At 68.5% G+C, this 25779-nt stretch carries 29 protein-coding genes; 1 reads left to right on the top strand and 28 read right to left on the bottom strand.

Translation table 11 applies throughout. The features are described from left to right. Window positions 1–235: 235 nt before the first annotated feature. From rplE to rpsJ, 15 genes are all read right to left on the bottom strand, one after another. Complete coding sequence (gene rplE, locus ACWGLC_RS03595) at window positions 236–808, bottom strand: 50S ribosomal protein L5 (protein ID WP_230928224.1); 573 nt, start codon at window positions 806–808, stop codon at window positions 236–238. Window positions 809–810: 2 nt separating this feature from the next. Continuing rightward, window positions 811–1125, bottom strand: coding sequence for a 50S ribosomal protein L24 (gene rplX / locus ACWGLC_RS03590; RefSeq protein ID WP_007628110.1), 315 nt, complete (start codon window positions 1123–1125; stop codon window positions 811–813). A 1-nt stretch (window position 1126) separates the two neighbouring features. Further along, window positions 1127–1495, bottom strand: a complete 369-nt coding sequence (gene rplN, locus ACWGLC_RS03585) for a 50S ribosomal protein L14 (RefSeq protein ID WP_182631360.1) — start codon at window positions 1493–1495, stop codon at window positions 1127–1129. A 147-nt stretch (window positions 1496–1642) separates the two neighbouring features. Then, complete coding sequence (locus ACWGLC_RS03580; protein WP_452098605.1) at window positions 1643–3058, bottom strand: alpha/beta hydrolase; 1416 nt, start codon at window positions 3056–3058, stop codon at window positions 1643–1645. Window positions 3059–3232: 174 nt separating this feature from the next. After that, window positions 3233–3508, bottom strand: a complete 276-nt coding sequence (gene rpsQ / locus ACWGLC_RS03575) for a 30S ribosomal protein S17 (protein WP_372459507.1) — start codon at window positions 3506–3508, stop codon at window positions 3233–3235. 17 nt (window positions 3509–3525) lie between these two features. Continuing rightward, window positions 3526–3756: a 50S ribosomal protein L29 gene (rpmC, locus tag ACWGLC_RS03570; RefSeq protein ID WP_010541176.1), complete on the bottom strand. Its 231-nt coding sequence runs from the start codon at window positions 3754–3756 to the stop codon at window positions 3526–3528. Next, window positions 3756–4172 carry a 50S ribosomal protein L16 gene (rplP, locus tag ACWGLC_RS03565; RefSeq protein WP_182631363.1) on the bottom strand — a complete coding sequence of 139 codons (417 nt, stop codon included), beginning with the start codon at window positions 4170–4172 and terminating at the stop codon, window positions 3756–3758. Before rplP ends, rpmC begins: the two co-directional genes overlap by 1 nt. Window positions 4173–4174: 2 nt before the next feature. Beyond that, a complete protein-coding gene (gene rpsC, locus ACWGLC_RS03560; protein ID WP_230928227.1) occupies window positions 4175–4993 on the bottom strand; it encodes a 30S ribosomal protein S3 in 819 nt (272 codons plus the stop codon). Next, a complete protein-coding gene (rplV, locus tag ACWGLC_RS03555) occupies window positions 4994–5422 on the bottom strand; it encodes a 50S ribosomal protein L22 (protein WP_230928228.1) in 429 nt (142 codons plus the stop codon). Further along, complete coding sequence (gene rpsS, locus ACWGLC_RS03550) at window positions 5419–5700, bottom strand: 30S ribosomal protein S19 (RefSeq protein WP_007628126.1); 282 nt, start codon at window positions 5698–5700, stop codon at window positions 5419–5421. Before rpsS ends, rplV begins: the two co-directional genes overlap by 4 nt. A gap of 14 nt (window positions 5701–5714) precedes the next feature. Next, a complete protein-coding gene (gene rplB, locus ACWGLC_RS03545) occupies window positions 5715–6551 on the bottom strand; it encodes a 50S ribosomal protein L2 (protein WP_230928229.1) in 837 nt (278 codons plus the stop codon). Window positions 6552–6582: 31 nt separating this feature from the next. Further along, window positions 6583–6885 (bottom strand): 50S ribosomal protein L23, encoded by a 303-nt coding sequence (rplW, locus tag ACWGLC_RS03540; RefSeq protein WP_230928230.1) that lies wholly within the window; start codon window positions 6883–6885, stop codon window positions 6583–6585. After that, window positions 6882–7571, bottom strand: a complete 690-nt coding sequence (rplD, locus tag ACWGLC_RS03535) for a 50S ribosomal protein L4 (RefSeq protein ID WP_452098604.1) — start codon at window positions 7569–7571, stop codon at window positions 6882–6884. Before rplD ends, rplW begins: the two co-directional genes overlap by 4 nt. Further along, window positions 7568–8233 (bottom strand): 50S ribosomal protein L3, encoded by a 666-nt coding sequence (gene rplC / locus ACWGLC_RS03530; protein WP_452098603.1) that lies wholly within the window; start codon window positions 8231–8233, stop codon window positions 7568–7570. Before rplC ends, rplD begins: the two co-directional genes overlap by 4 nt. Window positions 8234–8285: 52 nt before the next feature. After that, window positions 8286–8591 carry a 30S ribosomal protein S10 gene (gene rpsJ, locus ACWGLC_RS03525; protein WP_003938093.1) on the bottom strand — a complete coding sequence of 102 codons (306 nt, stop codon included), beginning with the start codon at window positions 8589–8591 and terminating at the stop codon, window positions 8286–8288. Window positions 8592–9148: 557 nt separating this feature from the next. Between rpsJ and ACWGLC_RS03520 the strand changes: the two genes are divergently transcribed. Next, window positions 9149–9421 carry a hypothetical protein gene (locus ACWGLC_RS03520; RefSeq protein WP_452098602.1) on the top strand — a complete coding sequence of 91 codons (273 nt, stop codon included), beginning with the start codon at window positions 9149–9151 and terminating at the stop codon, window positions 9419–9421. 117 nt (window positions 9422–9538) lie between these two features. Here ACWGLC_RS03520 and tuf read toward each other — a convergent pair whose 3' ends face one another. The 13 genes from tuf to ACWGLC_RS03455 all read right to left on the bottom strand — a co-directional run bounded on the left by tuf (window position 9539) and on the right by ACWGLC_RS03455 (window position 25672). Next, window positions 9539–10729 carry an elongation factor Tu gene (gene tuf, locus ACWGLC_RS03515; RefSeq protein ID WP_452098601.1) on the bottom strand — a complete coding sequence of 397 codons (1191 nt, stop codon included), beginning with the start codon at window positions 10727–10729 and terminating at the stop codon, window positions 9539–9541. Window positions 10730–10902: 173 nt separating this feature from the next. Further along, window positions 10903–13014 (bottom strand): elongation factor G, encoded by a 2112-nt coding sequence (gene fusA / locus ACWGLC_RS03510; RefSeq protein ID WP_452098600.1) that lies wholly within the window; start codon window positions 13012–13014, stop codon window positions 10903–10905. A gap of 196 nt (window positions 13015–13210) precedes the next feature. Next, window positions 13211–13681, bottom strand: a complete 471-nt coding sequence (rpsG, locus tag ACWGLC_RS03505; RefSeq protein WP_452098599.1) for a 30S ribosomal protein S7 — start codon at window positions 13679–13681, stop codon at window positions 13211–13213. Beyond that, entirely contained in the window at window positions 13681–14052 is a 372-nt protein-coding gene (rpsL, locus tag ACWGLC_RS03500) for a 30S ribosomal protein S12 (protein ID WP_182631374.1), read from the bottom strand. Before rpsL ends, rpsG begins: the two co-directional genes overlap by 1 nt. A 203-nt stretch (window positions 14053–14255) precedes the next feature. Beyond that, window positions 14256–14906, bottom strand: a complete 651-nt coding sequence (locus tag ACWGLC_RS03495; RefSeq protein ID WP_452098598.1) for a TetR family transcriptional regulator — start codon at window positions 14904–14906, stop codon at window positions 14256–14258. Between the two features lie 11 nt (window positions 14907–14917). Beyond that, a complete protein-coding gene (locus tag ACWGLC_RS03490; RefSeq protein ID WP_452098597.1) occupies window positions 14918–16051 on the bottom strand; it encodes an NDMA-dependent alcohol dehydrogenase in 1134 nt (377 codons plus the stop codon). Between the two features lie 69 nt (window positions 16052–16120). After that, window positions 16121–16939, bottom strand: a complete 819-nt coding sequence (locus ACWGLC_RS03485; protein ID WP_452098596.1) for an enoyl-CoA hydratase family protein — start codon at window positions 16937–16939, stop codon at window positions 16121–16123. A gap of 11 nt (window positions 16940–16950) precedes the next feature. Continuing rightward, window positions 16951–18132, bottom strand: a complete 1182-nt coding sequence (locus ACWGLC_RS03480) for an acyl-CoA dehydrogenase family protein (RefSeq protein ID WP_452098595.1) — start codon at window positions 18130–18132, stop codon at window positions 16951–16953. A 5-nt stretch (window positions 18133–18137) separates the two neighbouring features. Beyond that, window positions 18138–20228: an ATP-binding protein gene (locus ACWGLC_RS03475; RefSeq protein WP_452098594.1), complete on the bottom strand. Its 2091-nt coding sequence runs from the start codon at window positions 20226–20228 to the stop codon at window positions 18138–18140. Between the two features lie 11 nt (window positions 20229–20239). Then, window positions 20240–21838: an acyl-CoA carboxylase subunit beta gene (locus tag ACWGLC_RS03470; RefSeq protein WP_452098593.1), complete on the bottom strand. Its 1599-nt coding sequence runs from the start codon at window positions 21836–21838 to the stop codon at window positions 20240–20242. Further along, window positions 21835–23037, bottom strand: coding sequence for an acyl-CoA dehydrogenase family protein (locus ACWGLC_RS03465; protein WP_452098592.1), 1203 nt, complete (start codon window positions 23035–23037; stop codon window positions 21835–21837). Before ACWGLC_RS03465 ends, ACWGLC_RS03470 begins: the two co-directional genes overlap by 4 nt. Next, the gene (locus ACWGLC_RS03460; protein ID WP_452098591.1) at window positions 23034–24857 is read right to left on the bottom strand and encodes an acyclic terpene utilization AtuA family protein; all 1824 of its coding nucleotides are present in this window, start codon (window positions 24855–24857) and stop codon (window positions 23034–23036) included. Before ACWGLC_RS03460 ends, ACWGLC_RS03465 begins: the two co-directional genes overlap by 4 nt. Beyond that, entirely contained in the window at window positions 24854–25672 is an 819-nt protein-coding gene (locus tag ACWGLC_RS03455) for a TIGR03084 family metal-binding protein (protein ID WP_452098590.1), read from the bottom strand. Before ACWGLC_RS03455 ends, ACWGLC_RS03460 begins: the two co-directional genes overlap by 4 nt. Window positions 25673–25779: the final 107 nt, after the last annotated feature.

Below are 25779 nucleotides of genomic sequence, written 5' to 3'. Positions count from 1 at the left end.
ACACGTCGTGTGCGGCGGCCTGTGGGCCGGGCAGCTGACGTCGTGGGCCTATCACGAAGAGTGCGAATGTTCTCTTGTGTGGGATCCGGGGTCCCCGTGGGGCGTGCCGGGTGTCCCGCCGTCCCCGGTGCTCTTCTCACCGTGGACGACCTGACGACTGGGCCGTCTGCCCGCCGCCGTGGCCAGCGCATGGCGCGAAGCCCCGGCGGGGACGGCCGGTCCGGCCGGTCGGAGGTCAGTCCTCCTTGAAGGGGAACCCGAGCTGCTTGAGCAGCGCCCGGCCCTCTTCGTTGTTGGTCGCCGTGGTGACGACCGTGATGTCCATGCCGCGGGGGCGGTCGATCTTGTCCACGTCGATCTCGTAGAACATGCTCTGCTCGTTGAGGCCGAACGTGTAGTTGCCGTGGCCGTCGAACTGCTTGCCCGAGAGACCGCGGAAGTCGCGGATGCGGGGAAGGGCAACGGTCGTCAGGCGATCCAGGAACTCCCACATGCGATCGCCACGCAGGGTGACGCGCGCGCCGATCGGCATGCCCTCACGCAGCTTGAACTGCGCGATCGACTTGCGGGCCCGACGGACCTCCGGCTTCTGACCGGTGATCAGGGTGAGGTCGTTGATCGCACCGTTGATGAGCTTGGCGTCGCGAGCCGCGTCACCGACACCCATGTTCACGACGACCTTGACGACGCCGGGGATCTGCATGACGTTCTCGTACTCGAACGTCTCGTTCAGCGCCGGCTTGATCTCGCTGCGGTACTTGGCCTTGAGGCGCGGGGTGTAACCAGTGGGAAGCGCGGTATCAGTCATGGTCACAGGTCCTTCCCGGTCTTGCGCGAGACACGGACACGCTTGCCGTTCTCGTCGGTGCGGATTCCGACCCGGGTCGGGGTGCCGTCAGCGTCCACGACCATCACGTTCGACACGTGGATCGGGGCCTCCTGGGTGACGATGCCACCGGAAGAGGCGCCACGCTCGGCAGCCGAGTTGGAGGTGTGCTTCTTGATGCGGTTGACGCCCTCGACGAGGACCTTCTCCTGCGCCGGGAAGGCCTGGATGACCTTGCCCTTGGCGCCCTTGTCCTTGCCCGAGATGACGAGCACCGTATCGCCCTTGTGGACCTTCATGTCAGAGCACCTCCGGAGCCAGCGAGACGATGCGCATGAACTTCTTGTCGCGCAGCTCGCGGCCGACGGGCCCGAAGATGCGCGTTCCGCGCGGATCGTTGTCGTTCTTGATGATGACGGCGGCGTTCTCATCGAACTTGATGTACGAGCCGTCCGGGCGACGGCGCTCCTTGGCGGTGCGCACGATGACCGCCTTGACGATCTCGCCCTTCTTGACGTTGCCACCGGGGATGGCGTCCTTGACGCTGGCGACGATGATGTCACCGACGCCCGCGTAGCGACGCTTGGATCCACCGAGAACGCGGATGCACAGAATCTCCTTGGCACCCGTGTTGTCGGCGACCTTCAGTCGCGACTCCTGCTGGATCATGGTTCTCCTGACCAGGTCTGTTCTGTGTGTGCCGGATACCGACCCGACACACGCGGTCATGTCGCCGGGCCGCACGCGCGGACGCGCGCAGGTCGGGCAACTGCTCCAGTGTAGGGTGAGCGGGCTACTCAGCCCAAATCCGGATCATCACCCGCTCGAACCGAGCGACCCGGTGCCACCACCGGAGCCGGCCGATCCGCTGGAGGTCGCCGACCCGAGGGAGCCCGAAGCCCGCTCCCCCACCGCCCCGGTGGTCGTGCGGCCGTTGGGTGTCGCCGGCGCCAGTCCGCTCAGGATGTGGTCGGTACCCGGGAGCATCTCGGTGACGAACACCGGCCAGTTGTGGATGCCGGTCGGCATATAGTTCATCTGCAGGTGCACACCGGGGACGGAGGCGAGAGCCGATTCCAGCGCACGGGTGCTCTCGAACGATCCCTTCTCCAACACGTGCCCGTCGAGAAGGACCATCTCGTTACTACCGAAGCGTCCGAGTTCGCTCGACCCGACGCGGCCGGTCGCGGCGCTGAGGTAGACCGACTTGCCCGCCAGCCCGGCGGGGTTCGCGATCGTGTCGTGCTCACGCCACGGCTCCGCGCCCCGGGTGCCCCACATGTTGGTCGCGTCGCCGCCCCGCGCGGCCACGGTCAACCTCGCGTACTGGTACCCGAGAGCGTCCATCGTGGAGTAGGCGCCGCTGACGCCGGCCACTCCCCCGAACATATCGTTGGTGTTCGCGAGATGCACGGCCGATGCCGCGCCCATCGACACACCCAGGACTCCCCAGTCGCCGTTATGCGCCACGGGCTCCACCGTGCCCTCCAGGCCCCTGGAGAGTAGTCCGGGCAGCTCCTCCACCAGGAAGGTCTCCCACATGTTCGGGCCGAGGACCGGGTCGTCTTCCTCCCAGTCACTCCACATCGAGGACGGCGCCCCCGTGGGCGCGACCACGTTCACCGCACGCTGGCGCAGCCGGGGATCGCCCCATCCCATCCCCCCGCTCCAGCCCGACGGCGACTCACTACCCACACCGTCGAGGAAGTACATGTTCGGGGCGTCGACCCCGGCCGGAGCCCGGTAGACCTCGACCCGCACCTCACGCTGCATCGATTCCGACGTGACGGTCCATACCTCTGCGCGGCGGTCCACCTCGTCTGTCGACGCCGGGAACAGTGGCTCGACCGACCTGATCGTTGTCGCCTTGATGTCCGGATCCCGCGTCGCTATGGGCTCCGCCGGCGCGCTGCCCGAACTACCCGGCCTCGCGAAGTCCGACGACCCCACCATCCCGAGGGATCCGAGGACAGCCGTGAGTGGGATCGGCGCTCCGACCTGGGTCGCCGCGGCCAGGCTGAGCGACGGTACGCCGAACAGGCTGCCGGGAGCGACACTGGGAGCAAATGACTGCGGATCCAGTGATCCCACCCCGGAGCCCTGGGCGCTCACCGCCGGCGCGCCGGTGACTGAGAGTGCGGCCACCGCGGCCGCGACAGCCACCGGGTAGGACCGGCGCCGACCACCGCGATTACGCGGAGGCCTGGGTCCCGAGAAGATCCGGGTGCTCATGTGTCGCTCCTGTCTGACACGCGGTGCCCTTCGAACGGGTGACACATTACTCATATTTTGTTTCGCCTGGGTAATCCTCGGCGGCGCGGTCCTACTGCGAGGAACACTGGAAAAAGAGGTCGGCCCGGCCACGAGAGTTCTCGTGGCCGGGCCGGACTATCTGAGCGGAGTGGACTACTTGGCCCGCTCCAGCACCTCGACGAGGCGGTACCGCTTGCTGGCGGAGATCGGGCGGGTCTCCATGATCCGCACGCGATCGCCGATGCCGGCGGTGTTGGTCTCGTCGTGCGCCTTCACACGCTCGGTACGGCGCATGATCTTGCCGTACAGGGGATGCTTCACGCGGTCCTCGAGCTCGACGACGATGGTCTTCTCCATCTTGTCGGACACGACGTACCCGATGCGCACCTTGCGGCTGTTGCGCTCCGTGCTCTCGCCTGACTCAGTCACAACTGTTTCCTTGTCACTCACTTGGCATCACCCGGCGCCGCCGACAGCCCGAGCTCACGCTCACGGATGACGGTGTAGATGCGCGCGATGTCGTGTCGTACGACCCGCAGGCGACGGTTGTTGGTCAGCTGACCGGTGGCCATCTGGAAGCGCAGGTTGAACAGCTCTTCCTTGGCCTCGCGAAGGCGCGCGGTCAGCGCATCGGCGTCGAGCTCGCGCAGCTCGGGGGCGGTGATTCCACTTGCCATCAGAACTGCTCCTCCCGGGTGACGATGCGGGTCTTGCACGGGAGCTTGTGCTGCGCACGGCGCAGAGCCTCCCGGGCGGTCTCCTCGTTCGGGTACGACATCTCGAACAGGATGCGACCCGGCTTGACGTTGGCGACCCACCACTCGACGGATCCCTTACCGGAACCCATCCGGACCTCGGCGGGCTTCTTCGTCAGCGGACGATCCGGGTAGATGTTGATCCAGACCTTGCCGCCACGCTTGATGTGGCGGTTGATCGCGATACGAGCGGACTCGATCTGCCGGTTGGTGATGTAGGCCGGCTCGAGAGCCTGGATCCCGTAGTCACCGAACGTGACCTTGGTGCCGCCCTTCGCCCCGCCCTTACGACCGGGGTGGTGCTGCTTGCGGTGCTTGACGCGCTTGGGGATCAGCACTGTCAGGCCTCCTTGTTTTCTGCGGGCGCCTCGGCCGGGGCAGCCGAGCCGGCACGGCCGGTCTCGGTGCTCGTGGCCGTGGTGCCCTGGGCGCCGGAACGACGCGGGCGGCCGGCGCCACGCTCGCGGCGCGGGCCACGGTCGCCACCGCCGCGGTTGCTGGACTGGGCGAACTGGTCGGACTCGCGACGACCGCCGACGACGTCACCCTTGTAGATCCACACCTTGACGCCGATGCGACCGAAGGTCGTCTTGGCCTCGTAGGTGCCGTAATCGATCTCGGCACGCAGGGTGTGCAGAGGGACGCGTCCCTCGTGGTACCGCTCCGAGCGGGACATCTCGGCGCCGCCGAGACGACCCGAGCAGACCACCTTGATGCCCTTGACCTGGGGCTGGCGCATGGCCGACTGGATGCCCTTACGCATCGCGCGGCGGAACGCCACGCGGTTCGTGAGCTGCTCGGCGATGCCCTGGGCCACCAGCTGGGCGTCGGCCTCGGTGTTCTTGATCTCGAGGATGTTGAGGTGGACCTGCTTGCCGGTGAGCTTCTCGAGCTCGCCACGCAGGCGGTCGGCCTCGGCGCCACGACGACCGATCACGATGCCCGGGCGGGCGGTGTGGATGTCGACGTGGACCCGGTCACGGGTACGCGAGATGTCGACGCCCGAGATCCCGGCCCGCTCCATGCCCTTGGACAGGAGCTCGCGGATCTTGATGTCCTCGGCGACGTAGTCTGCGTACTGCTTGTCGGCATACCACTTGGACGTCCAGTCCGAGGTGATGCCGAGACGGAAGCCGTGCGGCTGGATCTTCTGTCCCATTTAGCGGGCACCTCCCTGGTTGCGACGTCCCCGGCCGGCACCGGCCTTGTCGGGCACGCTGGTCACCTCGATGGTGATGTGGCTCGTGCGCTTACGCACGCGGAACGCACGACCCTGTGCACGCGGCTGGAACCGCTTGAGCGTCGGGCCCTCGTCGGCGTACGCCGTCGAGACGACCAGGGTCCGGGGATCCAGGTCGAGGTTGTTCTCTGCGTTGGCGATCGCGGAGGCCAGGACCTTGGCGACGGGCTCGCTGGCGGACTGCGGGGCGAACCGCAGCGTGTTCAGCGCGTCTGCAGCGTCCTTGCCACGGATCAGGTCGATCACGCGACGCGCCTTCATGGGCGTGACACGGACGAACTTCGCGGTCGCGCGGGCCGTCAGGTTCTGATCGGCCTGCTGCTCGTTCTGCTGGGTATCAGTGCTCATCGACGCTTACTCTTCCGATCGTCCTTGATGTGCCCCTTGAACGTGCGTGTCGGCGCGAACTCGCCGAGCTTGTGACCCACCATCGAGTCGGACACGAACACGGGCACATGCTTGCGGCCGTCATGAACGGCAAACGTGTGTCCGATGAAATCGGGCAGGATCGTCGAGCGACGCGACCAGGTCTTGATGACCTGATGAGTGCCCTTGTCGTTCTGCACGTCCACCTTCGCGAGGAGGTGTTCGTCGACGAACGGACCCTTCTTGAGACTACGAGGCATCCTAGTTTCCCTCCTTAGCGCTTCTTGCCGGTGCGACGGCGACGGACGATAAGACTGTCACTCGCCTTGTTGGGCTTGCGGGTACGTCCCTCAAGCTGCCCCCACGGGCTGACGGGGTGACGTCCACCGGACGTCTTGCCCTCGCCACCGCCGTGCGGGTGGTCGACGGGGTTCATGACCACGCCACGGACGGTCGGGCGAACGCCCTTCCACCGCATGCGGCCGGCCTTACCCCAGTTGATGTTGATCTGCTCGGCGTTGCCGACCTCGCCGATCGTCGCCCGGCAACGGACGTCGACACGACGGATCTCGCCGGAGGGCATACGCAGCGTGGCGTAGGCACCTTCCTTACCGAGAAGCTGGATTCCGGCGCCGGCCGCGCGGGCCATCTTGGCGCCGCCGCCCGGACGCAACTCCACCACGTGCACGACGGTGCCGGCGGGGATGTTGCGGAGCGGCAGGTTGTTGCCGGTCTTGATGTCGGCGTTCGCACCCGACTCGACCTTCATGCCCTGCTTCAGGTTGCGCGGGGCCAGGATGTACCGCTTCTCACCGTCTGCGTAGTGCAGCAGGGCGATGTTGGCGGTGCGGTTCGGGTCGTACTCGATGTGCGCGACGGTGGCGAGCACGCCGTCCTTGTCGTTGCGACGGAAGTCGATGACACGGTACTGGCGCTTGTGCCCACCGCCCTTGTGGCGAGTGGTGATACGGCCGTGGCCGTTACGACCGCCGGTCTTGCTCAGCGGGCGCAGCAGCGACTTCTCGGGCGTCGAGCGGGTGATCTCGGCGAAGTCCGAGACGCTCGAGCCGCGACGACCGGGGGTCGTGGGCTTGTACTTGCGGATAGCCATGAGGTTCTCTCGTCCTTAACTCTTCCCGCCGTCAGGCGGTCAGACCCGGGATCTCGATGGGCTTGCTGTCGGCCGCGAGGGTCACGATGGCGCGCTTGGTGCTCTTGCGCTGACCGAACCCGGTGCGGGTGCGCTTGCGCTTGCCCTTACGGTTTGCGGTGTTGACGGAATCAACGGTGACGCCGAAGATCTCCTGGATGGCGATCTTGATCTGCGTCTTGTTGGCGTCCGGCGCCACCAGGAACGTGTACACGCCCTGCTCGAGCAGGCCGTAGGCCTTCTCGGAGACGACCGGGGCGAGAATCACGTCCCGGGGATCGGCGACTGTGCTCACTTGTCGGCCTCCTTCGCAGCCTTGCCGGCGAGGATGCGACCCGCCTGCGTGACGAACGCGTCCAGAGTCTCGACCGTGAACACGACGTCGTCGGCGTTGAGGACGTCGTAGGTGTTGAGCTGATCCGGAGCGATCGGGTGGACGTGATCGAGGTTGGCGACCGAACGCCATGCAGCGAGGTCCTCACGACCCACCACGATCAGGAACTTCTTGCGGTCGGACAACGACGCCAGGAACGTCCGGACGCCCGAGGTCGACGGCTTCTGCCCCTCGATGAACTCGGTCACGACGTGGAGCCGCTCGCTGGCGACCCGGTCGGAGAGGGCACCGCGCAGGGCGGCGGCCTTCATCTTCTTGGGCGTGCGCTGCGAGTAGTCCCGCGGCTTCGGACCGTGGACGGTGCCACCGCCGGTGTACGCGGGTGCGCGGGTCGAGCCCTGGCGCGCGCGGCCGGTGCCCTTCTGACGGAACGGCTTGCGGCCACCGCCGCGCACCTCGCCACGGGTCTTGGTCGAGTGGGTGCCCTGACGTGCGGCGGCCAGCTGGGCCACCACGACCTGATGCATCAGCGGCAGGTTGGGCTCGACACCGAAGATCTCGGCGGGGAGCTCGACGGCACCGTCGGTCTTCCCGGCCGGAGTACGGACGTCGAGCTTGAGGTTCACGGTGTTCTCCGTGGTGGTCATGCGCGCGCACCGCCCTTCACTGCGGAACGGACCATCACGAGGCCGCCATTGCGGCCGGGGATGGCACCCTTGATGAGGAGGACGCCGGCCTCGGCGTCGACCTTGTGGACCTTGAGGTTCATGGTGGTGACCCGCTCGTTACCCATGCGGCCAGCCATCTTCTTGCCGCGGAAGACGCGACCCGGGGTGGCGGCGCCACCGATCGAGCCCGGCTTGCGGTGGACGGCCTGGGTACCGTGCGAGGCGCCCTGACCGGCGAAGCCGTGACGCTTCATGGTGCCGGCGAAGCCCTTGCCCTTGGACGTTCCGGTGACGTCGACGAAAGCGCCGTCCTCGAACACGTCCGCGCCGAGCTCCTGGCCGATCTCGAAGCCGGCGGCCTGCTCGGCGTTCTCGAGGCGGATCTCCGCGACATGGCGGCGCGGGGTGACCCCGGCCTTGTCGAACTGACCCGCGACAGGCTTGGTGACCTTGCGGGGGTCGATCGCGCCGAACGCGATCTGGACGGCGTTGTAGCCGTCGGTCTCTTCGGTACGAATCCCGGTGACGACGCACGGCCCGGCCTTGACGACGGTGACCGGAACCACCCGGTTGTTCTCGTCGAAGACCTGGGTCATGCCGAGCTTGGCGCCCAGGATGCCCTTGATCTCGGTGTTACTCATCTGTTCACTGTCTCCGCTGCACGTTGCTTGCTGACCGCTACGCGGTCGGAGGTCACTGGATGTTGACGTCGACGCTGGCAGGCAGGTCGATGCGCATGAGCGCGTCCACGGTCTTGGGCGTGGGGTCGAGGATGTCGATCAGCCGCTTGTGGGTACGCATCTCGAAGTGCTCACGCGAGTCCTTGTACTTGTGCGGCGAGCGGATGACGCAGTAAACGTTCTTCTCGGTGGGCAGCGGCACCGGACCGACGACGCGAGCGCCGGTACGGGTCACCGTCTCGACGATCTTGCGCGCCGAGGCGTCGATCGCCTCGTGGTCGTAGGCCTTGAGCCGGATGCGGATCTTTTGTCCCGCCACTTCGTCCTCTTCTCCTCCCGCCCGTGAAGGCGGCTGTCGTGAGCGCCCTCGCCTGGCGGGGACACTGCTGTGTTCGCTTGTCATATGTGACACCGTCAAACCGTCTACCACCCGGTCTCGTGCATCGGTGCCCGTCGTGGAGGTCCCCGGACGCGCGGCCATAGGCGCAACACGACTCAGGTGATCCAGAGGACGGGATGCCGCTCCCCGCTGGGCGAAGAAGACGGCGGACCGATCCGCTGCCGCTGTTGACGTGTCACGACGCGTCCACGCGGTCGGGCGTGTCGCCCTCCCACTTTTCCAGCGGGTGATCGCTCACCCGCCACGGTCGTGCTCGCCCGGCCAACCCGGCCCCTGCCGCGGGTAAAATGTACCCACGTTCGGATGCCGCCTTGTCCGGGCAACTTCACCAGTATGCCGCACGGTGGCGCACAGAGCAAAATCGCCCGGGGCGGACCCGGTACAGAGGCGTCCACCGGCGCCGCGGGGCCCCGCCCCCGCACGGGTATCGTCGGAACGACCATCGACCTGACGAGCCTGCCCCGAGGAGCTCCCCCGTGAACACCCGCCGCGAACCACGTGATCCCGCCGCCTACAAGAGGGACCGTCGTCAGGCCGTGCTGCGTCATCACCCGGACAAGGGCGGGAACCCGGACGAGCTGCTGCGCGCGCTCGAAGAGGTCGACCGGCGGCACGGGGTCATCGGCTCGGCACGCGGTGAACACTCCGCCTCGGCCGAGCAGGTCGCCGCGGTGGCGGTGACCGCGCTGGCCGGCGTGGCCGCGATCGGGCTCTCCGTGGCGATGAGCGTGCTCGGACGTCGCCGGTGACCACCTGTCCGTCCGACCTACCGGAAGTCGACAAATAGAGTAAGGGGCGCCCCGCTCAGGCGGGGCGCCCCTTACTCTCTGGTCCGGTTACTTCACCCGGTCCGTGAGGTCAGACGATCACTTGATGATCTTGGTGACCTGTCCGGCGCCGACGGTGCGGCCACCCTCACGGATCGCGAAGCGCAGGCCCTCATCCATGGCGACCGGCTGGATGAGCTCGACGCTCATCTCGGTGTTGTCGCCCGGCATGACCATCTCGGTGCCCTCGGGGAGGGTCACGACGCCGGTCACGTCCGTGGTACGGAAGTAGAACTGCGGACGGTAGTTGTTGAAGAACGGCGTGTGGCGGCCGCCCTCGTCCTTGGACAGGATGTACGCCTGGCCCTCGAACGTGGTGTGCGGGGTGTAGGCGCCCGGCTTGATGACGACCTGGCCGCGCTCGACGTCCTCACGCTTGAGGCCACGGACCAGCAGGCCGACGTTGTCGCCCGCCTCGCCGTAGTCGAGGAGCTTACGGAACATCTCGATGCCCGTGATGGTGGTCTTGGTGGCCTTATCCTTGATGCCGATGAGCTCGACATCCTCGTTCACGTTGATCTGGCCACGCTCGATACGACCGGTGACGACGGTGCCACGACCGGTGATGGTGAAGACGTCCTCGACGGGCATGAGGAACGGCTTGTCCGTCTCGCGCTCGGGATCCGGGATGGAGTCGTCACAGGCCTGCATGAGCTCCAGGACCGAGTCGACCCACTTCTGCTCACCCTCGAGAGCCTTCAGGGCGGAGATGTGGATGACGGGGGCGTCCTCGTCGAAGTCCTGCGAAGCCAGCAGCTCGCGGACCTCCATCTCGACGAGCTCGAGGATCTCCTCGTCGTCCACCATGTCGCACTTGTTGAGCGCGACGAGGATGTAGGGAACGCCGACCTGACGGGCGAGCAGCACGTGCTCACGCGTCTGGGGCATCGGGCCGTCGGTGGCGGCCACGACGAGGATCGCGCCGTCCATCTGGGCGGCACCGGTGATCATGTTCTTGATGTAGTCGGCGTGACCGGGGGCGTCGACGTGCGCGTAGTGACGCTTCTCGGTCTGGTACTCGACGTGGGAGATGTTGATCGTGATACCACGAGCCTTCTCCTCCGGCGCCTTGTCGATCTCGTCGAACGCGAACGAGTCGTTGAGGTCCGGGAACGCGTCCGCGAGTACCTTGGTGATGGCCGCGGTGGTGGTGGTCTTGCCATGGTCGACGTGACCGATGGTGCCGATGTTAACGTGCGGCTTCGTCCGCTCGAACTTCGCCTTCGCCACTTGATGTCCTCCTGGACTGGTCTGTCCCCACTTCGGGTAGTGGGCACTGCTTTGTGTGGATTGATCTTACTCATCGTGCCGTGGGGCACGAACCGGCGGCCACCCGGAGGTTCGACCGTGCGCCGCCGGCATCGGCCCCGTCCCGCCGCGAGGGCGGAACGGGACCATACCGGTTACTCGCCGGTCGCCTTGGCGATGATCTCCTTCGACACACTCGCCGGAACCTCGGCGTAGTGGGAGAAGACCATCGAGTAGTTGGCCCGGCCCTGCGTCTTCGACCGGAGGTCGCCGACGTAGCCGAACATCTCGGACAGCGGCACGTTGGCCTTCACGACGCGGGCACCGGAGCGCTCCTCCATCGCGTTGACCTGGCCGCGGCGGGAGTTGAGGTCGCCGATCACGTCGCCCATGTAGTCCTCCGGCGTGGTGACCTCGACGGCCATGAGCGGCTCGAGGATCACGGGCTGACACTTGCGCGCGGCCTCCTTGAAGGCCATCGAGCCCGCGACCTTGAACGCCATCTCCGACGAGTCGACCTCGTGGTAGGCACCGTCGACGAGGGTCGCCTTGACGTTGACCATCGGGTAGCCGGCCAGGATGCCGTACTGCATGGCGTCCTTGATGCCCGCGTCCACGGAGGGGATGTACTCCTTGGGCACGCGGCCACCGGTGACCTTGTCGTCGAACACGTAGGTCTCGCCCTCTTCGACGGACTCCTGATCCAGGGGTCCGAGCGCGATCTGCACCTTGGCGAACTGACCGGAACCACCGGTCTGCTTCTTGTGGGTGTAGTCGTACTTGTCGACCGAGCCCTTGATGGTCTCGCGGTAGGCGACCTGCGGCTTACCGACGTTCGCCTCGACCTTGAACTCCCGCTTCATGCGGTCGACCAGCACGTCGAGGTGGAGCTCACCCATGCCGCCGATGACGGTCTGACCCGTCTCGTCGTCCAGACGCACGGTGAAGGTCGGATCCTCCTCGGCGAGCTTCTGGATCGCGGTACCCAGCTTCTCCTGGTCGGCCTTGGTCTTGGGCTCGATGGAGACGTCGATGACCGGGTCCGGGAACGTCATCGACTCGAGGACGACCTGGTCGTTCAGGTCACACAGGGTGTCACCGGTGGTGGTGTCCTTGAGCCCGATGAAGGCGTAGATATTGCCGGCCACGGCCTCGTCGACCGGGTTCTCCTTGTTGGCGTGCATCTGGAAGAGCTTGCCGACGCGCTCCTTGCGGCCCTTGGTCGAGTTGGCGACCTGGGTGCCCGGCTCGACACGACCCGAGTAGACGCGCACGAACGTGAGCTTGCCGAAGAACGGGTGCACGGCGATCTTGAACGCCAGCGCCGAGAACGGCTCGTCCTTGGACGGCTTGCGCAGGATCTCGGTCTCCTCGTCGCCGACCTTGTGGCCGTGGACCTCGCCGACGTCCAGCGGGTTCGGGAGGAAGTCGATGACCGCGTTGAGCATCGGCTGGATGCCCTTGTTCTTGTACGCGGAGCCACACAGGACCGGGTAGATCTCCGAGTTGATCACGAGCTTGCGGATCGCAGCCTTGATCTCGTCGATGGTCAGCTCTTCGCCGCCGAAGTACTTCTCCATGAGCTCTTCGTCGGTCTCGGCGACCGTCTCGAGGAGCTTCTCGCGGTACTCCTCGGCCTTCTCCTGCAGGTCGGCCGGGATGTCCTCGATCGAGGCCGCGCTGCCGATCTCGGTCTTGCCACGCCAGAAGTGCGCCTTCATGGTGAGCAGGTCGACGACGCCGTCAAACGCGTCCTCGGCACCGATCGGGAGCTGGAGGATCAGCGGCTTGGCACCGAGACGATCGACGATCGTCTGGACGGTGTAGTAGAAGTCCGCGCCCAGCTTGTCCATCTTGTTGACGAAGCAGATACGGGGGACGTCGTACTTCTCGGCCTGGCGCCAGACCTGCTCCGACTGGGGCTCCACGCCCTCCTTGCCGTCGAAGACCGCGACGGCGCCGTCGAGCACGCGCAGCGACCGCTCGACCTCGACCGTGAAGTCGACGTGGCCCGGGGTGTCGATGATGTTGATCTGGTTGTCGTCCCAGAAGCAGGTGACCGCGGCGGAGGTGATCGTGATGCCACGCTCCTTCTCCTGCTCCATCCAGTCGGTCGTCGACGCGCCGTCGTGCGTCTCGCCGGCCTTACGGTTGACACCCGTGTAGAACAGGATGCGCTCGGTCGTGGTGGTCTTACCGGCGTCGATGTGCGCCATGATGCCGATGTTGCGGACCTTGTTGAGGTCGGTCAGCACGTCCTGTGCCACGGATTCTCCCCGATCGTGAGTCGTCGGTGGCCCGTGCGGTCGGTGTCGACCGTCCGAACCGGGTCATTGTGTTGATTCCGGCTGCGCACTCTCAGCGAGGCGAGACGGGGCTTGGTCAATGATGCCACCAAGTGGGCGGCTGCGGGACCCTGGACGGGGGGTCTTGACGACACCGCCCCGCCAGGGGCCCACCGAATCACCAGCGGTAGTGCGCGAACGCCCGGTTGGCCTCGGCCATCTTGTGGGTGTCCTCGCGGCGCTTGACCGCGGCACCCAGGCCGTTCGAGGCGTCCAGGATCTCGTTGGCGAGACGCTCGATCATGGTGTTCTCACGACGCTGCCGGGAGAAGGTGACCAGCCAGCGCATCGCGAGGGTGGTGGAGCGTCCGGGGCGCACCTCGACGGGCACCTGGTAGGTGGCGCCACCGACGCGACGGGAGCGGACCTCGAGTGCAGGCTTGACGTTGTCCAGGGCCTTCTTGAGGGTGATGACCGGATCGGTGCCGGTCTTTTCGCGGCAGATCTCCATCGCGGAGTAGACGATGCGCTCGGCGGTCGTCTTCTTGCCGTCGAGGAGGATCTTGTTGACGAGCTGCGTGACCAGCGGCGAACCGTAGACCGGATCGCTGATGAGCTGGCGCTTCGGGGCGGGACCCTTACGAGGCATTACTTCTCCTTCTTGGCGCCGTAGCGGGAGCGGGCCTGCTTGCGGTCCTTCACGCCCTGCGTGTCGAGCGAGCCACGGATGATCTTGTAACGGACACCCGGGAGGTCCTTCACACGACCACCGCGCACGAGCACCATCGAGTGCTCCTGGAGGTTGTGGCCCTCACCGGGGATGTAGGCCGAGACCTCGACGCCGGTGGTCAGGCGCACACGGGCGACCTTACGGAGCGCGGAGTTCGGCTTCTTGGGGGTCGTGGTGTACACACGCGTGCACACGCCGCGACGCTGGGGCGAACCCTTGAGGGCAGCCGTCGACGTCGCCGACTTCTTGTCCTGGCGGCCCTTGCGGACCAGCTGGTTGATGGTTGGCATGAACCGACTTTCTCTAGCTGGCGGCCTCCGCTTTCAAGGGCGACCACCGGTCACTGGGACGTTGCTCGTATCCGGACTCTCGAACACCCGTCGCCGCGCACGGGCGACCTCGTCAGCCGCTCTCGCTGGCCTACAGGGCACGATCCTCCAGCTCGCATACTGCGAGCACGATGGTCAAGCCTAACCGCCGTGGGGATACCGGGTCAAAATGAGCCGCGGCCGCCCGCCACCGGGTGCGATTTTCCGGCGTCGTCGAGGACCTCGTCCATCGTCTGCGCCCAGAATCGGATGATCTTGTCACGACGTCCGGAATCGTCGGAGAGCACGTCGGCCAGGCCGAGGCCACGCGCGAGATCGAGGGTCGTCTGCAGCGCCCGGCGGACGCGGGCGTCCGAGGCGTCGCGCTCCAGCGCGGCCGCGGCGATGCCGAGGACCTCGCGCGACATCGCGGTCTCCAGGGGAAGCACCCGGTCCGCGAGAGCGGGATCGCTGGCGGCCGCGGTCCACACCTGCAGTGCGGCCTTGAACAGGTCGGAGGTGTAGTGCTCGACGATCAGGCGCACCACCGCCTCGGTGCGGGCCGGCCCGGGCTCCGGGAGGTCCAGCCCGACAGCGCGCACGCTCTCGACACGCTGCTCGATCATGTGCTCGAGAGCCGCTGTGATCAGGTCCTCGCGGGTCGGGAAGTGGTGCTGGGCGGCACCCCGTGAGACGCCGGCGGCGGCGGCCACCGCGCCCACGGTGGTCGCCGCCCAGCCCTGCGTCGCGAGGAGGTCGATGGAAGCACCGAGCAACCGCTCCCGCGTGATGCGGCTGCGGTCCTGCTTGGGGGCGCGCTGCTCGGGTCCCGCCATGTCTCCTCCTGCTACCAGTCCTGCTCGTCGTAGATGATGACGCCGCGGATGTTCTTTCCGTCCCGCATGTCCTGATAGCCCTGGTTGATGTCCTCGAGCCGGTACGTCGTGGTGATCAGTTCGTCGAGCTTGAGGTTGCCCGCACGGTACTGGTGCAGCAGATGCGGGATCTGCTTGCGCGGGCCGGTGCCGCCGAAGATGGCCCCCTGGAGGGTCTTCTGCTGCATCGCCAGGTCCAGGATGGAGATCTGTGCGTCGACAGCGGTCATGTCGCCCAGCCCCACCACCACGCAGCGCCGCCCCTTGCCGGTGAGCAGGAGGCCGGGCAGCAGATCCTTGCCCTCGACGACGCCCATGGTCAGGATCACCAGATCCGCCATTCTGCCCCAGCTGATCTCCCCCACCAACGCCATGGCCTCGTCCATGGAGGCACAGGTGTGGGTGGCGCCGAACTCGAGCGCCTTCTCACGCTTGAAGTCGATCGGGTCGACGGCCACGATCGCGCGGGCGCCCGCGGCCGCGGCGCCCTGGACCGAGTTGATGCCGATACCTCCGACACCGACGACGACGACGACGTCGCCCTCCTTGGCGCCGCCGATCTCGGTGGCCGATCCCCAGCCCGTGCAGACGCCGCAGCCGAGGAGTGCGGCCTTGTCGAGGGGGATGTCCTTCTCGATCTTGATCACCGAGGACTCGTGCACGGTGACGTGCGGCGCGAAGGTGCCGAGGACGCACATCGTGGCCACGTCCTCGCCGTCGGTGGTATGGACGCGGAAGCCACCGTCACTGATCGCACGGCCGCTGAGCAGGCCGGCACCGTTGTCGCAGAGGTTCTGCAGCCCCTCCGAGCAGGGCGGGCATGTGCCGCAGGCGGGGATGAACGCCAGGACGACGTGATCGCCCTCCTCCAGTCCCCGCACGCCCTCGCCGACCTTGGTGATCACGCCGGCGCCCTCGTGCCCGCCCATGATCGGGTACGACTCGAACTGCAGATCACCGGTGAGCAGGTGCTCATCTGAATGGCATAGGCCGGAGGCGGCGAGCTTGATCTGGACCTCCCCGGCCTTCGGGTCGTCGATGTCCACCTCGACGATCTCCCAGCCGTCCTGCTTGGGCTCGCGGATGATGGCGGCCTTGGTGCGCATGCGTGTACTCCTCGATGAGAGACGACGGTGAAGGCGGTGCTGGTCGTGTGACCAACACCACACTTCACGCTACTCCGCGTCCGCCGCCCAGGCAGGCGATCTGCGTTCGAGGAATGCGGTCATCCCCTCGGCCACCTCCGGGGTGGTGAACAACCGGGCGGTGATCCCGGCCAGCTCCTCCCCCCGGGCGTCGAGCTCGGCCAGCAGCGGCGCCGCGAGCAGCGCCTTGTTCTCGGTCAGCCCCTGCGGCGAGCACGGGCGGAACGAGGCCACCAGCCGGTCCACGGCGGCCGGGACGTCCTCCGGGGCCTCGGTGAGCAGGCCGATGGCCCGGGCGTGCGCGGAGTCGAACTTCTCCCCCGTCAGCAGCGCCCGTGCGAGGTCGCGGGGGTTGACGCGCGCTGCCAGGGGCACCGAGATCATCGCGGCGGCGAGCCCCAGTCGGACCTCGGTCAGCGCGAACGTCGACGAGGGCCCGGAGATCGCGAGGTCGCACGCCGCGACCAGGCCCATGCCGCCGGCCCGCACATGGCCGTCGACGGCGGCGATCACCGGCTTGGGGTGGGCGATGATCGCCCGCAACAGTCCCAGGAAGACCCTGGTCCGTTCCGCCGCCTGCTCCTCGGGCCGGCCGGTGCCTCCCGAGGCCTCGGAGAGGTCGGCGCCGGCGCAGAAGGTCCCGCCGGTGTGCCCGAGCACCACGACGCGGGCGGCGTCGTCACCCGCGGCACCGTCGAGCGCGGCGTGGAGTTGCTCGACGAGTGCGGTCGACAGGGCGTTGCGGTTGTGCGGTGAGTCCAGGTCGATGCGCGCGGCGCCGGCCCGGACCTCGTAGCGGACCACCGTCTGCCCGGCGGGGGCCGGCCCGCCGGCGTGCGTGTCACTCATGGCCGCCACCTTCAGTAGCTCTTCGGCAGCCCGAGCGAGTGCTGGGCCACGTAGTTGAGGATCATCTCCCGGCTGACGGGGGCGATACGGGGCAGTCGGGACGCGGCGAGCATCCCGGCGAGCCCGTACTCCACCGAGAGTCCGTTACCGCCGAGGGTCTGGATGGCCTGGTCGACGGTGCGCGCCGAGACCTCTCCCGAGGCGTACTTCGCCATGTTCGCCGCCTCGCCGGCCGCCTCGTCCATGCCGGCGTCGACCAGGGCCGCCGCCTTGCGCATCATCAGCCGCGCGAGTTCCAGCTCGATCTTGCACTGGGCCAGGGGGTGGGCGACGCCCTGGTGAGCGCCGATGGGCGTCTTCCACACCGACCGCTCGTTCGCATACTTCGTGGCCTTGTCCATCGCGTAGCGCGCGGTGCCGCAGGCCATGCCGGAGGCCATGATGCGCTCCGGGTTGAGGCCGGCGAAGAGCATGAGCAGCGCGGTGTCGCCGTCACCGATGAGCGCGTCGGCGGGGAGGCGGACGTCGTCGAAGAACAGCTGGAACTGCCGCTCGGGCGTACGGACCTCGGTTGGGATGTGGGCCCTCGTCAGGCCCGGGGCGTCGGTGGGGACCATGAACAGCGCCGGTTCGAGGCGGCCGGGGGTGGACCCCTCGAGACGGGCGACGACGAGAATCGCATCCGCCTGGTCGACACCCGAGATATAGGTCTTCTGCCCGCTGAGCAGGAAGTCGGCGCCGTCACGCCGCGCGGTGGTCGTGATGGCGTGGGAGTTGGATCCGGCGTCGGGCTCGGTGATCGCGAAGGAGGTGATGGTCTCCCCCGACGCGATCCCGGGCAGCCACCGCTGCTTCTGTTCCTCGGTGCCGAAGCGCGAGATGATCGTCCCGTTGATGGCCGGCGAGACCACCATCATGAGCAGCCCGGCGCCCGCGGCGGACAGTTCCTCCTCGACGATGGCCAGCTCGGTCATGCCCGCGCCGCCCCCGCCGTATTCTTCGGGCAGGTTGACGCCCAGCAGGCCGAGCTTGCCTGCCTCGGTCCACAGTTCGTCGGTGGTCTCGCCGGCGTCGGACTTCTCGCGCATGTACTCCAGGCCGTAGCGCGAGCCGAGGTCGAAGGCGACCTTCCGGAGCTGGGCCTGCTCGTCGGTGTCGATCACGGGGTTGGGGACGGTCGAGATGTCGGTCATCGCGGTCACTCCTGTTCGGTGTCGGTGCTGGGTTCGACGACGACGGCGAGAATGGTGCCGGATTCGACCTGCGTGCCGACCTCGACGGGCAGCTCGGTGACGATGCCGTCGATGGCCGCGGAGATGGTGTGTTCCATCTTCATGGCCTCCATCCAGAGCAGTGGCTGACCTGCTGTGACCGCGTCCCCGACCGAGACCGCGACGCGGATGACCGAGCCCGGCATCGGGGCGAGCAGCGATCCCGCGGCGACCTCCGCCGACGGGTCGGTGTAGCGGGGCGGTTCGACGAGTGAGACCGGTCCGAGCGGGGAGTCGACCTCCACGCGCGAGTCGGCCCCCGGGGTCTCGTACCGGGCCACGGCGAGAGTGCGGCGAACCCCACGGACCTCCACGACGAGCGAATCGGCGGTGGCGTCTCCGATCGTCACGATGCCGTCGAGGTCCTCGGCGGCGGGGCGGGCACCGGCGCGGTCGCGGAGGTAGGTCACCTCGAGCTCGTCCTCACCGACCCGGTAGGTGCGGGTCTGCAGCGAGCGGCCGACGTTGCGGAACCCGGCCGGGGCGAGCGCGACCGGGCCGCCGGCGTGCTCCGCGGTACCGGAGACGATCGCGGCGGCGAGTGCCGAGATGCGTACGGCCTCGTCGTCGGCGAGCGGGGCGGCGAGTTCTGCGGCGCCGTGGTCGTCGAGGAACGCCGTCGACAGATTGCCGGCGAGGAACTCGGGATGGCGGAGCACGCGCACGAGCTGGGCCCGGTTGGTGGTCAGTCCGTGGACCCTGGCGCGGGCGAGTGCCCCGGCGAGCGAGGTGCAGGCCTCGGTGCGGGTCCGGCCATAGGAGATCACCTTGGCCAACATCGGGTCGTAGTGGACGCCGATGAGCGTGCCGTCCGGCCCCGGCTCCACGCCGCTGTCCAGCCGGATCCCTGGCCGGTGCGGGCCGGAGAAGCGCGAGGTCACACCGGGCACCTCGAGCGCCCACAGGACGCCGGAGCCGGGGCGATAGTCGTCCGCCGGATCCTCGGCGTACAGCCGGGCCTCCAGCGACCAGCCGTGCGTGGCCGGCGGCTCGGCGGCGGGCAGCGGCAGACCCGCGGCCACGTCGAACTGCAGCGCCACCAGATCCAGACCGGTGGTGGCCTCGGTGACCGGGTGCTCCACCTGCAGGCGGGTGTTCATCTCGAGGAAGAAGAACTCACCGCCGTCGGTCGCCAGGAACTCGACCGTCCCGGCGCCGGTGTAGCCGATCGCGGTCGCGGCATCCCGGGCCGCCTCGAACAGCTTCGCCCGCATCCCCGGCGTGCGCTCGACGAGCGGGCTGGGCGCCTCCTCGATGACCTTCTGGTGGCGGCGCTGGATGGAACACTCGCGCTCCCCCACCGCCCAGACGGTGCCGTGGGCGTCGGCCATGATCTGGACCTCGATGTGCCGGCCGCGCTCGAGGTAGCGCTCGCAGAACACCGCGTCGTCGCCGAACGCCGACTTCGCCTCACGCCGGGCGGCCGCGATCTCGTCGTGCAGTGAGTCGAGGGTGCGCACGATGCGCATCCCGCGCCCGCCACCTCCTGCGGAGGCCTTGACCAGGACCGGCAGGAGGTCCTCGGTGACGTCGTCGGGCTCGAGGTCGGTGAGCATGGGCACGCCCGCCGCCGCCATCATCTTCTTGGCCTCGATCTTGGAGCCCATGGCCTCGATGGCCTGCGGTGGCGGCCCGACCCAGGTCAGACCCGCCGCCATCACATCGCGGGCGAATCCCGCGTTCTCCGACAGGAACCCGTATCCGGGGTGGACGGCGTCGGCGCCCGCGGCCAGGGCCGCCTCGATCACCAGGTCACCGCGCAGGTATGTCTCCGCAGGGGTGTTACCGGGCAGTCGCACGGAGGCGTCGGCCTCGCGGGCGTGCGGCGAGTCCGCGTCCGCGTCGGAGAACACGGCGACCGTCGACATGCCCAGTGACCGGGCGGTGCGGTGGACGCGCCGGGCGATCTCGCCGCGATTGGCCACCAGGACGGAGGTGACCGGCGGTGTCGTCGTCGTCGTTGTCGTCGGGTCGTTCGGAGATTTCTGGGCGGGCCGGGCGGGGCTGGTGGAGCTCATGGTCTGGTTCCTCACATCCGGAAGACGCCGAAGCGGCTCGTGCCGGCGACTTCAGCGGAGTGGATCGCGGACAGGCTGAGTCCCAGCACCGTCCTGGTGTCGCGGGGGTCGATGACGCCGTCGTCGTAGAGCATCCCCGACAGGAACGCCGGCAGTGACTCGGCCTCGATCTGGTCGGCGATCGCCGTCTTGAGGCCGTCGATGGTCGCGGGGTCCATCTCCTCGCCCCGGGCCGCGGAGGCCGCGGCGGCGACAGAGGTGACCACGTCGGCGAGCTGTTGACCGCCCATGACGGCGGACTTCGCGCTCGGCCAGGTGTAGAGGAACCGCGGATCGAAGGCGCGGCCGCACATGCCGTAGTGACCCGCGCCGTACGAGGCCGCGGTGATGAGCGACAGGTGCGGGACCTCGGAGTTGGAGACCGCGTTGATCATCATCGCGCCGTGCTTGATGATGCCGCCGCGCTCGTACTCCGAGCCGACCATGTAGCCGGTGGTGTTGTGCATGAACAGCAGCGGGGTGTCGTAGCGGTTGGCCAGCTCGATGAACTGCGTGGCCTTCTGCGCCTCCTCGCTGAAGAGCACGCCGCGGGCGTTGGCGATGATGCCCACCGGGTAGCCGTGGATCTCGGCCCACCCGGTGACGAGGCTCGCGCCGTACAGCGGCTTGAACTCGTCGAAGTCCGAGCCGTCCACGATGCGGGCGATGATCTCCCGCGGGTCGAACGGGATCTTGAGATCCTCGGGCACGATCCCGAGCAGCTCGTCGGCGTGGTGGAGGGGCTCGAGGACCTCGGTGCGCGGGGCCCTCCCGGCCTTGGTCCAATTGAGCCTCCGGACGATGCCCCGGGTGATCCGTGCGGCGTCGGCCTCGTCGGCGGCGAGATGGTCCGCGAGCCCCGAGACCCGCGCATGCATGTCGGCGCCACCGAGCGTCTCCTCGTCGGCGATCTCACCAGTGGCCGCCTTGACCAGCGGCGGGCCGGCCAGGAACACCTTCGAGCGCTCCTCGATCATCACGACGTGGTCGCTCATCCCCGGCACGTACGCGCCGCCGGCGGTGGAGTTGCCGTAGACCACGGCGATGGTGGGGATGCCCGCCTTGGACAGGCGGGTCAGGTCACGGAACAGGCCGCCGCCCGGGACGAACACCTCCTTCTGCGTGGGCAGGTCGGCGCCGCCGGATTCGACGAGGCTGATGACCGGGAGCCGGTTCTTCATGGCGACGTCGTTGAGCCGGAGTATCTTGCGCAGGGTCCACGGGTTGGAGGTGCCGCCCTTGACCGTGGGGTCGTTGGCGACGAGGAGGCACTCGACGCCGGAGACCACGCCGATCCCGGCCACCACGGAGGCGCCGGTCTGGAAGTCCGAGCCCCAGGCGGCGAGCGCGCACAGTTCTAGGAACGGCGACTCGCGGTCCAGGATCATGTCGATCCGTTCGCGCGCGGTGAACTTGCCGCGCTCGCGGTGGCGGGCGACCTTGCGCTCGCCGCCGCCCGCCAGTGCCGGTTCGAGATCGGCGGCGAGCTGGTCGAGCTTGGCCTCCATGGCCTGTCGCGCCGCGCCGAACTCGGCGGTGGTGGTGTCGATCGTGGAACGCAGGATTGTCATGCGGTGTACCCCAAACGTCGTCCGGCGAGGGTGGTGAGGATTTCGGTGGTGCCTCCGCCGATGCCGAGGAGTCGGACATCGCGGTACTGGCGGCTCACCTCGGACTCGGACATGAATCCGAGTCCTCCGAAGAGCTGCACCGCCTGGTTGGCGACCCATTCGGCGCACTCGACGGCGGTGTTCTTGGCGAAGCAGACCTCGGCCACGGCGTCGTGCCCCGAGACCGCGAGGTTCACACAGTGGTGGGTGTAGGTGCGGGCGAGGTCGATGCGGCGGGCCATCTCGGTGACCGTGTTCTGCACGGCCTGCCGGGACAGCAGCGGTCGACCGAAGGTCTCCCGCTCGCGGACCCAGTCCAGGGTCAGATCGAGGCACCGCTGCGCCTGCGAGTATCCCTGGCAGGCCAGGGCGGCGCGCTCACTGACGAAGCCGATCGCTATCTGGGTGAAGCCGTCGTTCTCCGCGCCCACGAGATTGGCCACCGGCACGCGGCAGTCGGTGAACGTGAGCTCGGCGGTGTCCGAGGCGCGCCAGCCGAGCTTGTCGAGCGGCTCCGAGACGTGGAATCCCGGGGTGTCCGTCGGGATCACCAGCAGGCTCACCCCGGCGGCGCCCGCGAGTTCCCCGCCTCCGGTGCGGACGGCGGTGACGACGAAGTCGGCGCGCGTGGCGGAGGTGATGTAGGTCTTGGCGCCGTTGACGACATAGTCGTCACCCTCCCGGCGTGCGGTGGTGGTGAGGTGACCGACGTCGGAGCCGCCGCCGGGCTCGGTGATGGCCAGGGAGCCGATCAGCTCGCCGGCCAGCGTGGGCGTCACCCACCGTTCGATCTGGTCGGGCCGCCCGGACTGGGCCAGGTGCGGCACCGCGATGCCGCAGGTGAACAGGGAGGCGAACACGCCACCGGAGACGCCCGCCTCGTGGAGCGCCTCGCACACCACGAGGGAGTCGATCGCGTCGCCGCCACCACCGCCCACCTCCTCGGGGAAGGAGACCCCGAGCAGGCCCAGCTCGCCGGCCGCGCGGTGCAGCTCCCGCGGGATCGCGCCCGCCGCCTCCCACTCGGCGAGATGGGGCAGGATCTCCCGCTCCGCGAAGCGGGTCGCGGTCTCGCGGAGCGCGAGTCGCTCGTCCGAGTACCAGGGGTCTCCGGGCACATGGGGCGGGACGGCGGGGGCGGTTCTGCGAGGAACGGTCACTGGTTCTCCTTCATGGCGGCCGCCGGGGAGTCGACGGGGGCGGTGACGTAATCGGGCACGTCCACGACGCGGGAGCGCAGCCATTCGCCCAGCCCCTTCGCCTGCGGGTCCCAGCGGTAGCCGTGCGCGACGCCCTTGCCGAGTAGCCCGTCGATTACGAAGTTCACCGCATGCAGGCGCGGCAGCTCGTAGCGCTCGATCGGCAGGTCGGCCGCCTCCGGTAGCAGGCGGCGGACCTCGTCGACGGTGAGCGTGGCGAGCATCCACCGGTAGGACCGCTCGTCGCCGGCCCACAGCCCGATGTTGGCGGTGCCGCCCTTGTCTCCCGACCGCGCGCCGAAGACGTCGCCCAGTGGGCGGGTCGTCGAGGGGCCGGCCGGGTCCTGCGGGGCCAGCGGACGGCCGGCGGAGTCGAGTCCGTCCGAGGCGTGGCCGTCGCCCATCTCCGCCGTCTCGTCGGGCGGGTCAATGTCGACGCTGGTGCCGTCCGGGAGCACGGCGATGTGGGGAACCGCCTTCTGGTCGAGGTAGGCGGGGATGTACACGCCGTAGGGCGCTCCGCGACCGGGCGGGCCGCTCGGGGTGGCCCCCGGGTAGCTCGCCAGGGTCATGGCGACCGCCGCGTCGGTGAATGCCCGGCCCACGACGTCCTTGTCGGGGTCCCAGCCGACGATGGTGAGCATAGCGGTGGCCGCGGCCTGTGTGTCGGCATCCGGGTGGTCGGTCCGGTGCAGGCGGAACTGCAGGTCCGCGGGCTCGCGCTGGAGTCCAGCGCGGAACTGGCGCTCCACCAGTGCGGCCTTGTCCTCGATGTCCAGGCCGGTGAGCAGGAAGGTGATCTCGTTGCGGTGGCCGCCGAGGCAGGTCACCGACACCTTGGTGTCCGGCGGCGCGGTCTCGCCGCGGACCCCGGAGATCCGGACGCGGTCCGGCCCCTCCTGCTCGAGGCGGGCGGTATCGAGTCGGGTCACGACGTCGGGGCCGCCGTAGCGGGCGCCGGTGACCTCGTACAGCAGCTGGGAGGTGACGGTGCCGACGGTGACGGCGCCGCCGGTCCCGGCGTGCTTGGTGATGACGGAGCTACCGTCGGCCGCGATCTCGGCGATCGGGAATCCCGGGGAGACGGGGTCGGCGATCTCACCGCGGTTGAAGAAGGCGTAGTTGCCGCCGGTGGCCTGGGTACCGCACTCGATCACGTGGCCGGCGGCGGTGGCACCGGCCAGCGCGTCGAGATCCTGCCTGGTCCACCCGAAGTGGCTGATCGCGGGGCCGACGATGACGGAGGCGTCGGTGACGCGCCCGGTGACGACGACGTCGGCGCCGGCATCCAGGCACCGGGCGATGCCGAACGCCCCAAGGTAGGCGTTGGCGGTCACCGGGAAGCCGGCGTCGGCCGGGAGGTCGAGCTCGCCGACGCGGTCGATGAGGTCGTCGCCGTGGACGTACGCGACCTCCGGCTGCAGGCCGAGACGCTCGCCGAGCTCGCGGATCGCCGCTGCCAGCCCCGCCGGGTTGAGACCGCCGGCGTTGGCGACGATCTTGACCTTCTTCTCCAGAGCGAGCGCGAGGCAGTCCTCGAGCTGGCGGAGGAAGGTCCTGGCGTAGCCCAGCTCGGCGCTCTTCATCCGGTCGCGGCCGAGGATGAGCATGGTCAACTCGGCGAGGTAGTCGCCGGTGAGGACGTCGAGCTGGCCGCCTTCGAGCATCTCGCGCATGGCCGAGATGCGGTCGCCGTAGAAGCCGGACATGTTGCCGACGCGGAGCGGAGGCACCGTGGGTTCAGTGCCGACTCGCTGCGCGGGGGTGGGGTCGACGCTCATGCCCGCGCCCCCTTCTCGCGGCCCCCGCCGGGCAGGCCGGCGAAGGCCTGGGCGATCCGCAGCCAGCCCTCGGCATCCTCCCCCACGGCCTCCAGGGCCGTGTCCTCGCGGTGGACGCGCTGGGTGACGAGGAGGCAGAAGTCGAGCAGGGGCCCGCTCACGCGCTGATCGGCATCGGCAGGGCCGAACTCGACCACCGTGCCGTCCGCCTGCGTGAGGGCGACGTGGATCTCGCTCGCGGGCGCCTCGAGGCCGTTCATCGCATAGGAAAAGCCGCGGGTCCTGAAGCCGAGCCGGGCCACGTGGGGCATCGCCGCGAGGAAAGCGGGGTCGTCGGTGACCGGGACCGCGATCGCGTCGGCGACGTCGACGCCATGCGCCCATGTCTCCATGATCCGGGCCGTGGTCATGGATTTCGGCCGCATCGGCGGCCCGAACCAGGGGACCTTCTCGCCGGGATCGGCGGCCTTGAGCTCGTCCGCCAGTTCCCCGCGGGCCAGGCGCCACCGTGCCAGGACCTCGTCGCGACCGGTCGACGCGATCTCCTCGGCTCCGGCGTCGACGAACCCTGCCGGGTCGGCCATGGCCTTGTCCACGATCGTCTGGAATGCGTCGGCGTCACGGATAGCGGATACCGAGACCTCGTCCGTCCAGGCCAGGTGAGCGATCTGCATGGCGACGTCCCAGCCCTCGGCCGGGGTCGCGGCGTTCCAGTGGTCGGTGCCGGCGGCCTCGACGATCTCGTCCAACCTGGCGTTGAGCGCGGCGAGGGCCGCGTGTGGGTCCTCGGTCTCCGGGGTCTGGGGGGTGGTCATGGGCATCACGATCCCAAACCGCCGCAAATAAAGCAAGCATGATTGCTTGCTAATTTTCGACCATCCTGACACTGTGGACACAGTGACCCCGGTCACACGACTGCCGT

It is taken from the genome of Dietzia sp. NPDC055877 (genome assembly GCF_053615975.1).
The sequence above is the reverse complement of the archived record's forward strand: the minus strand, read 5'-3'. Positions and strand labels throughout refer to the sequence as shown.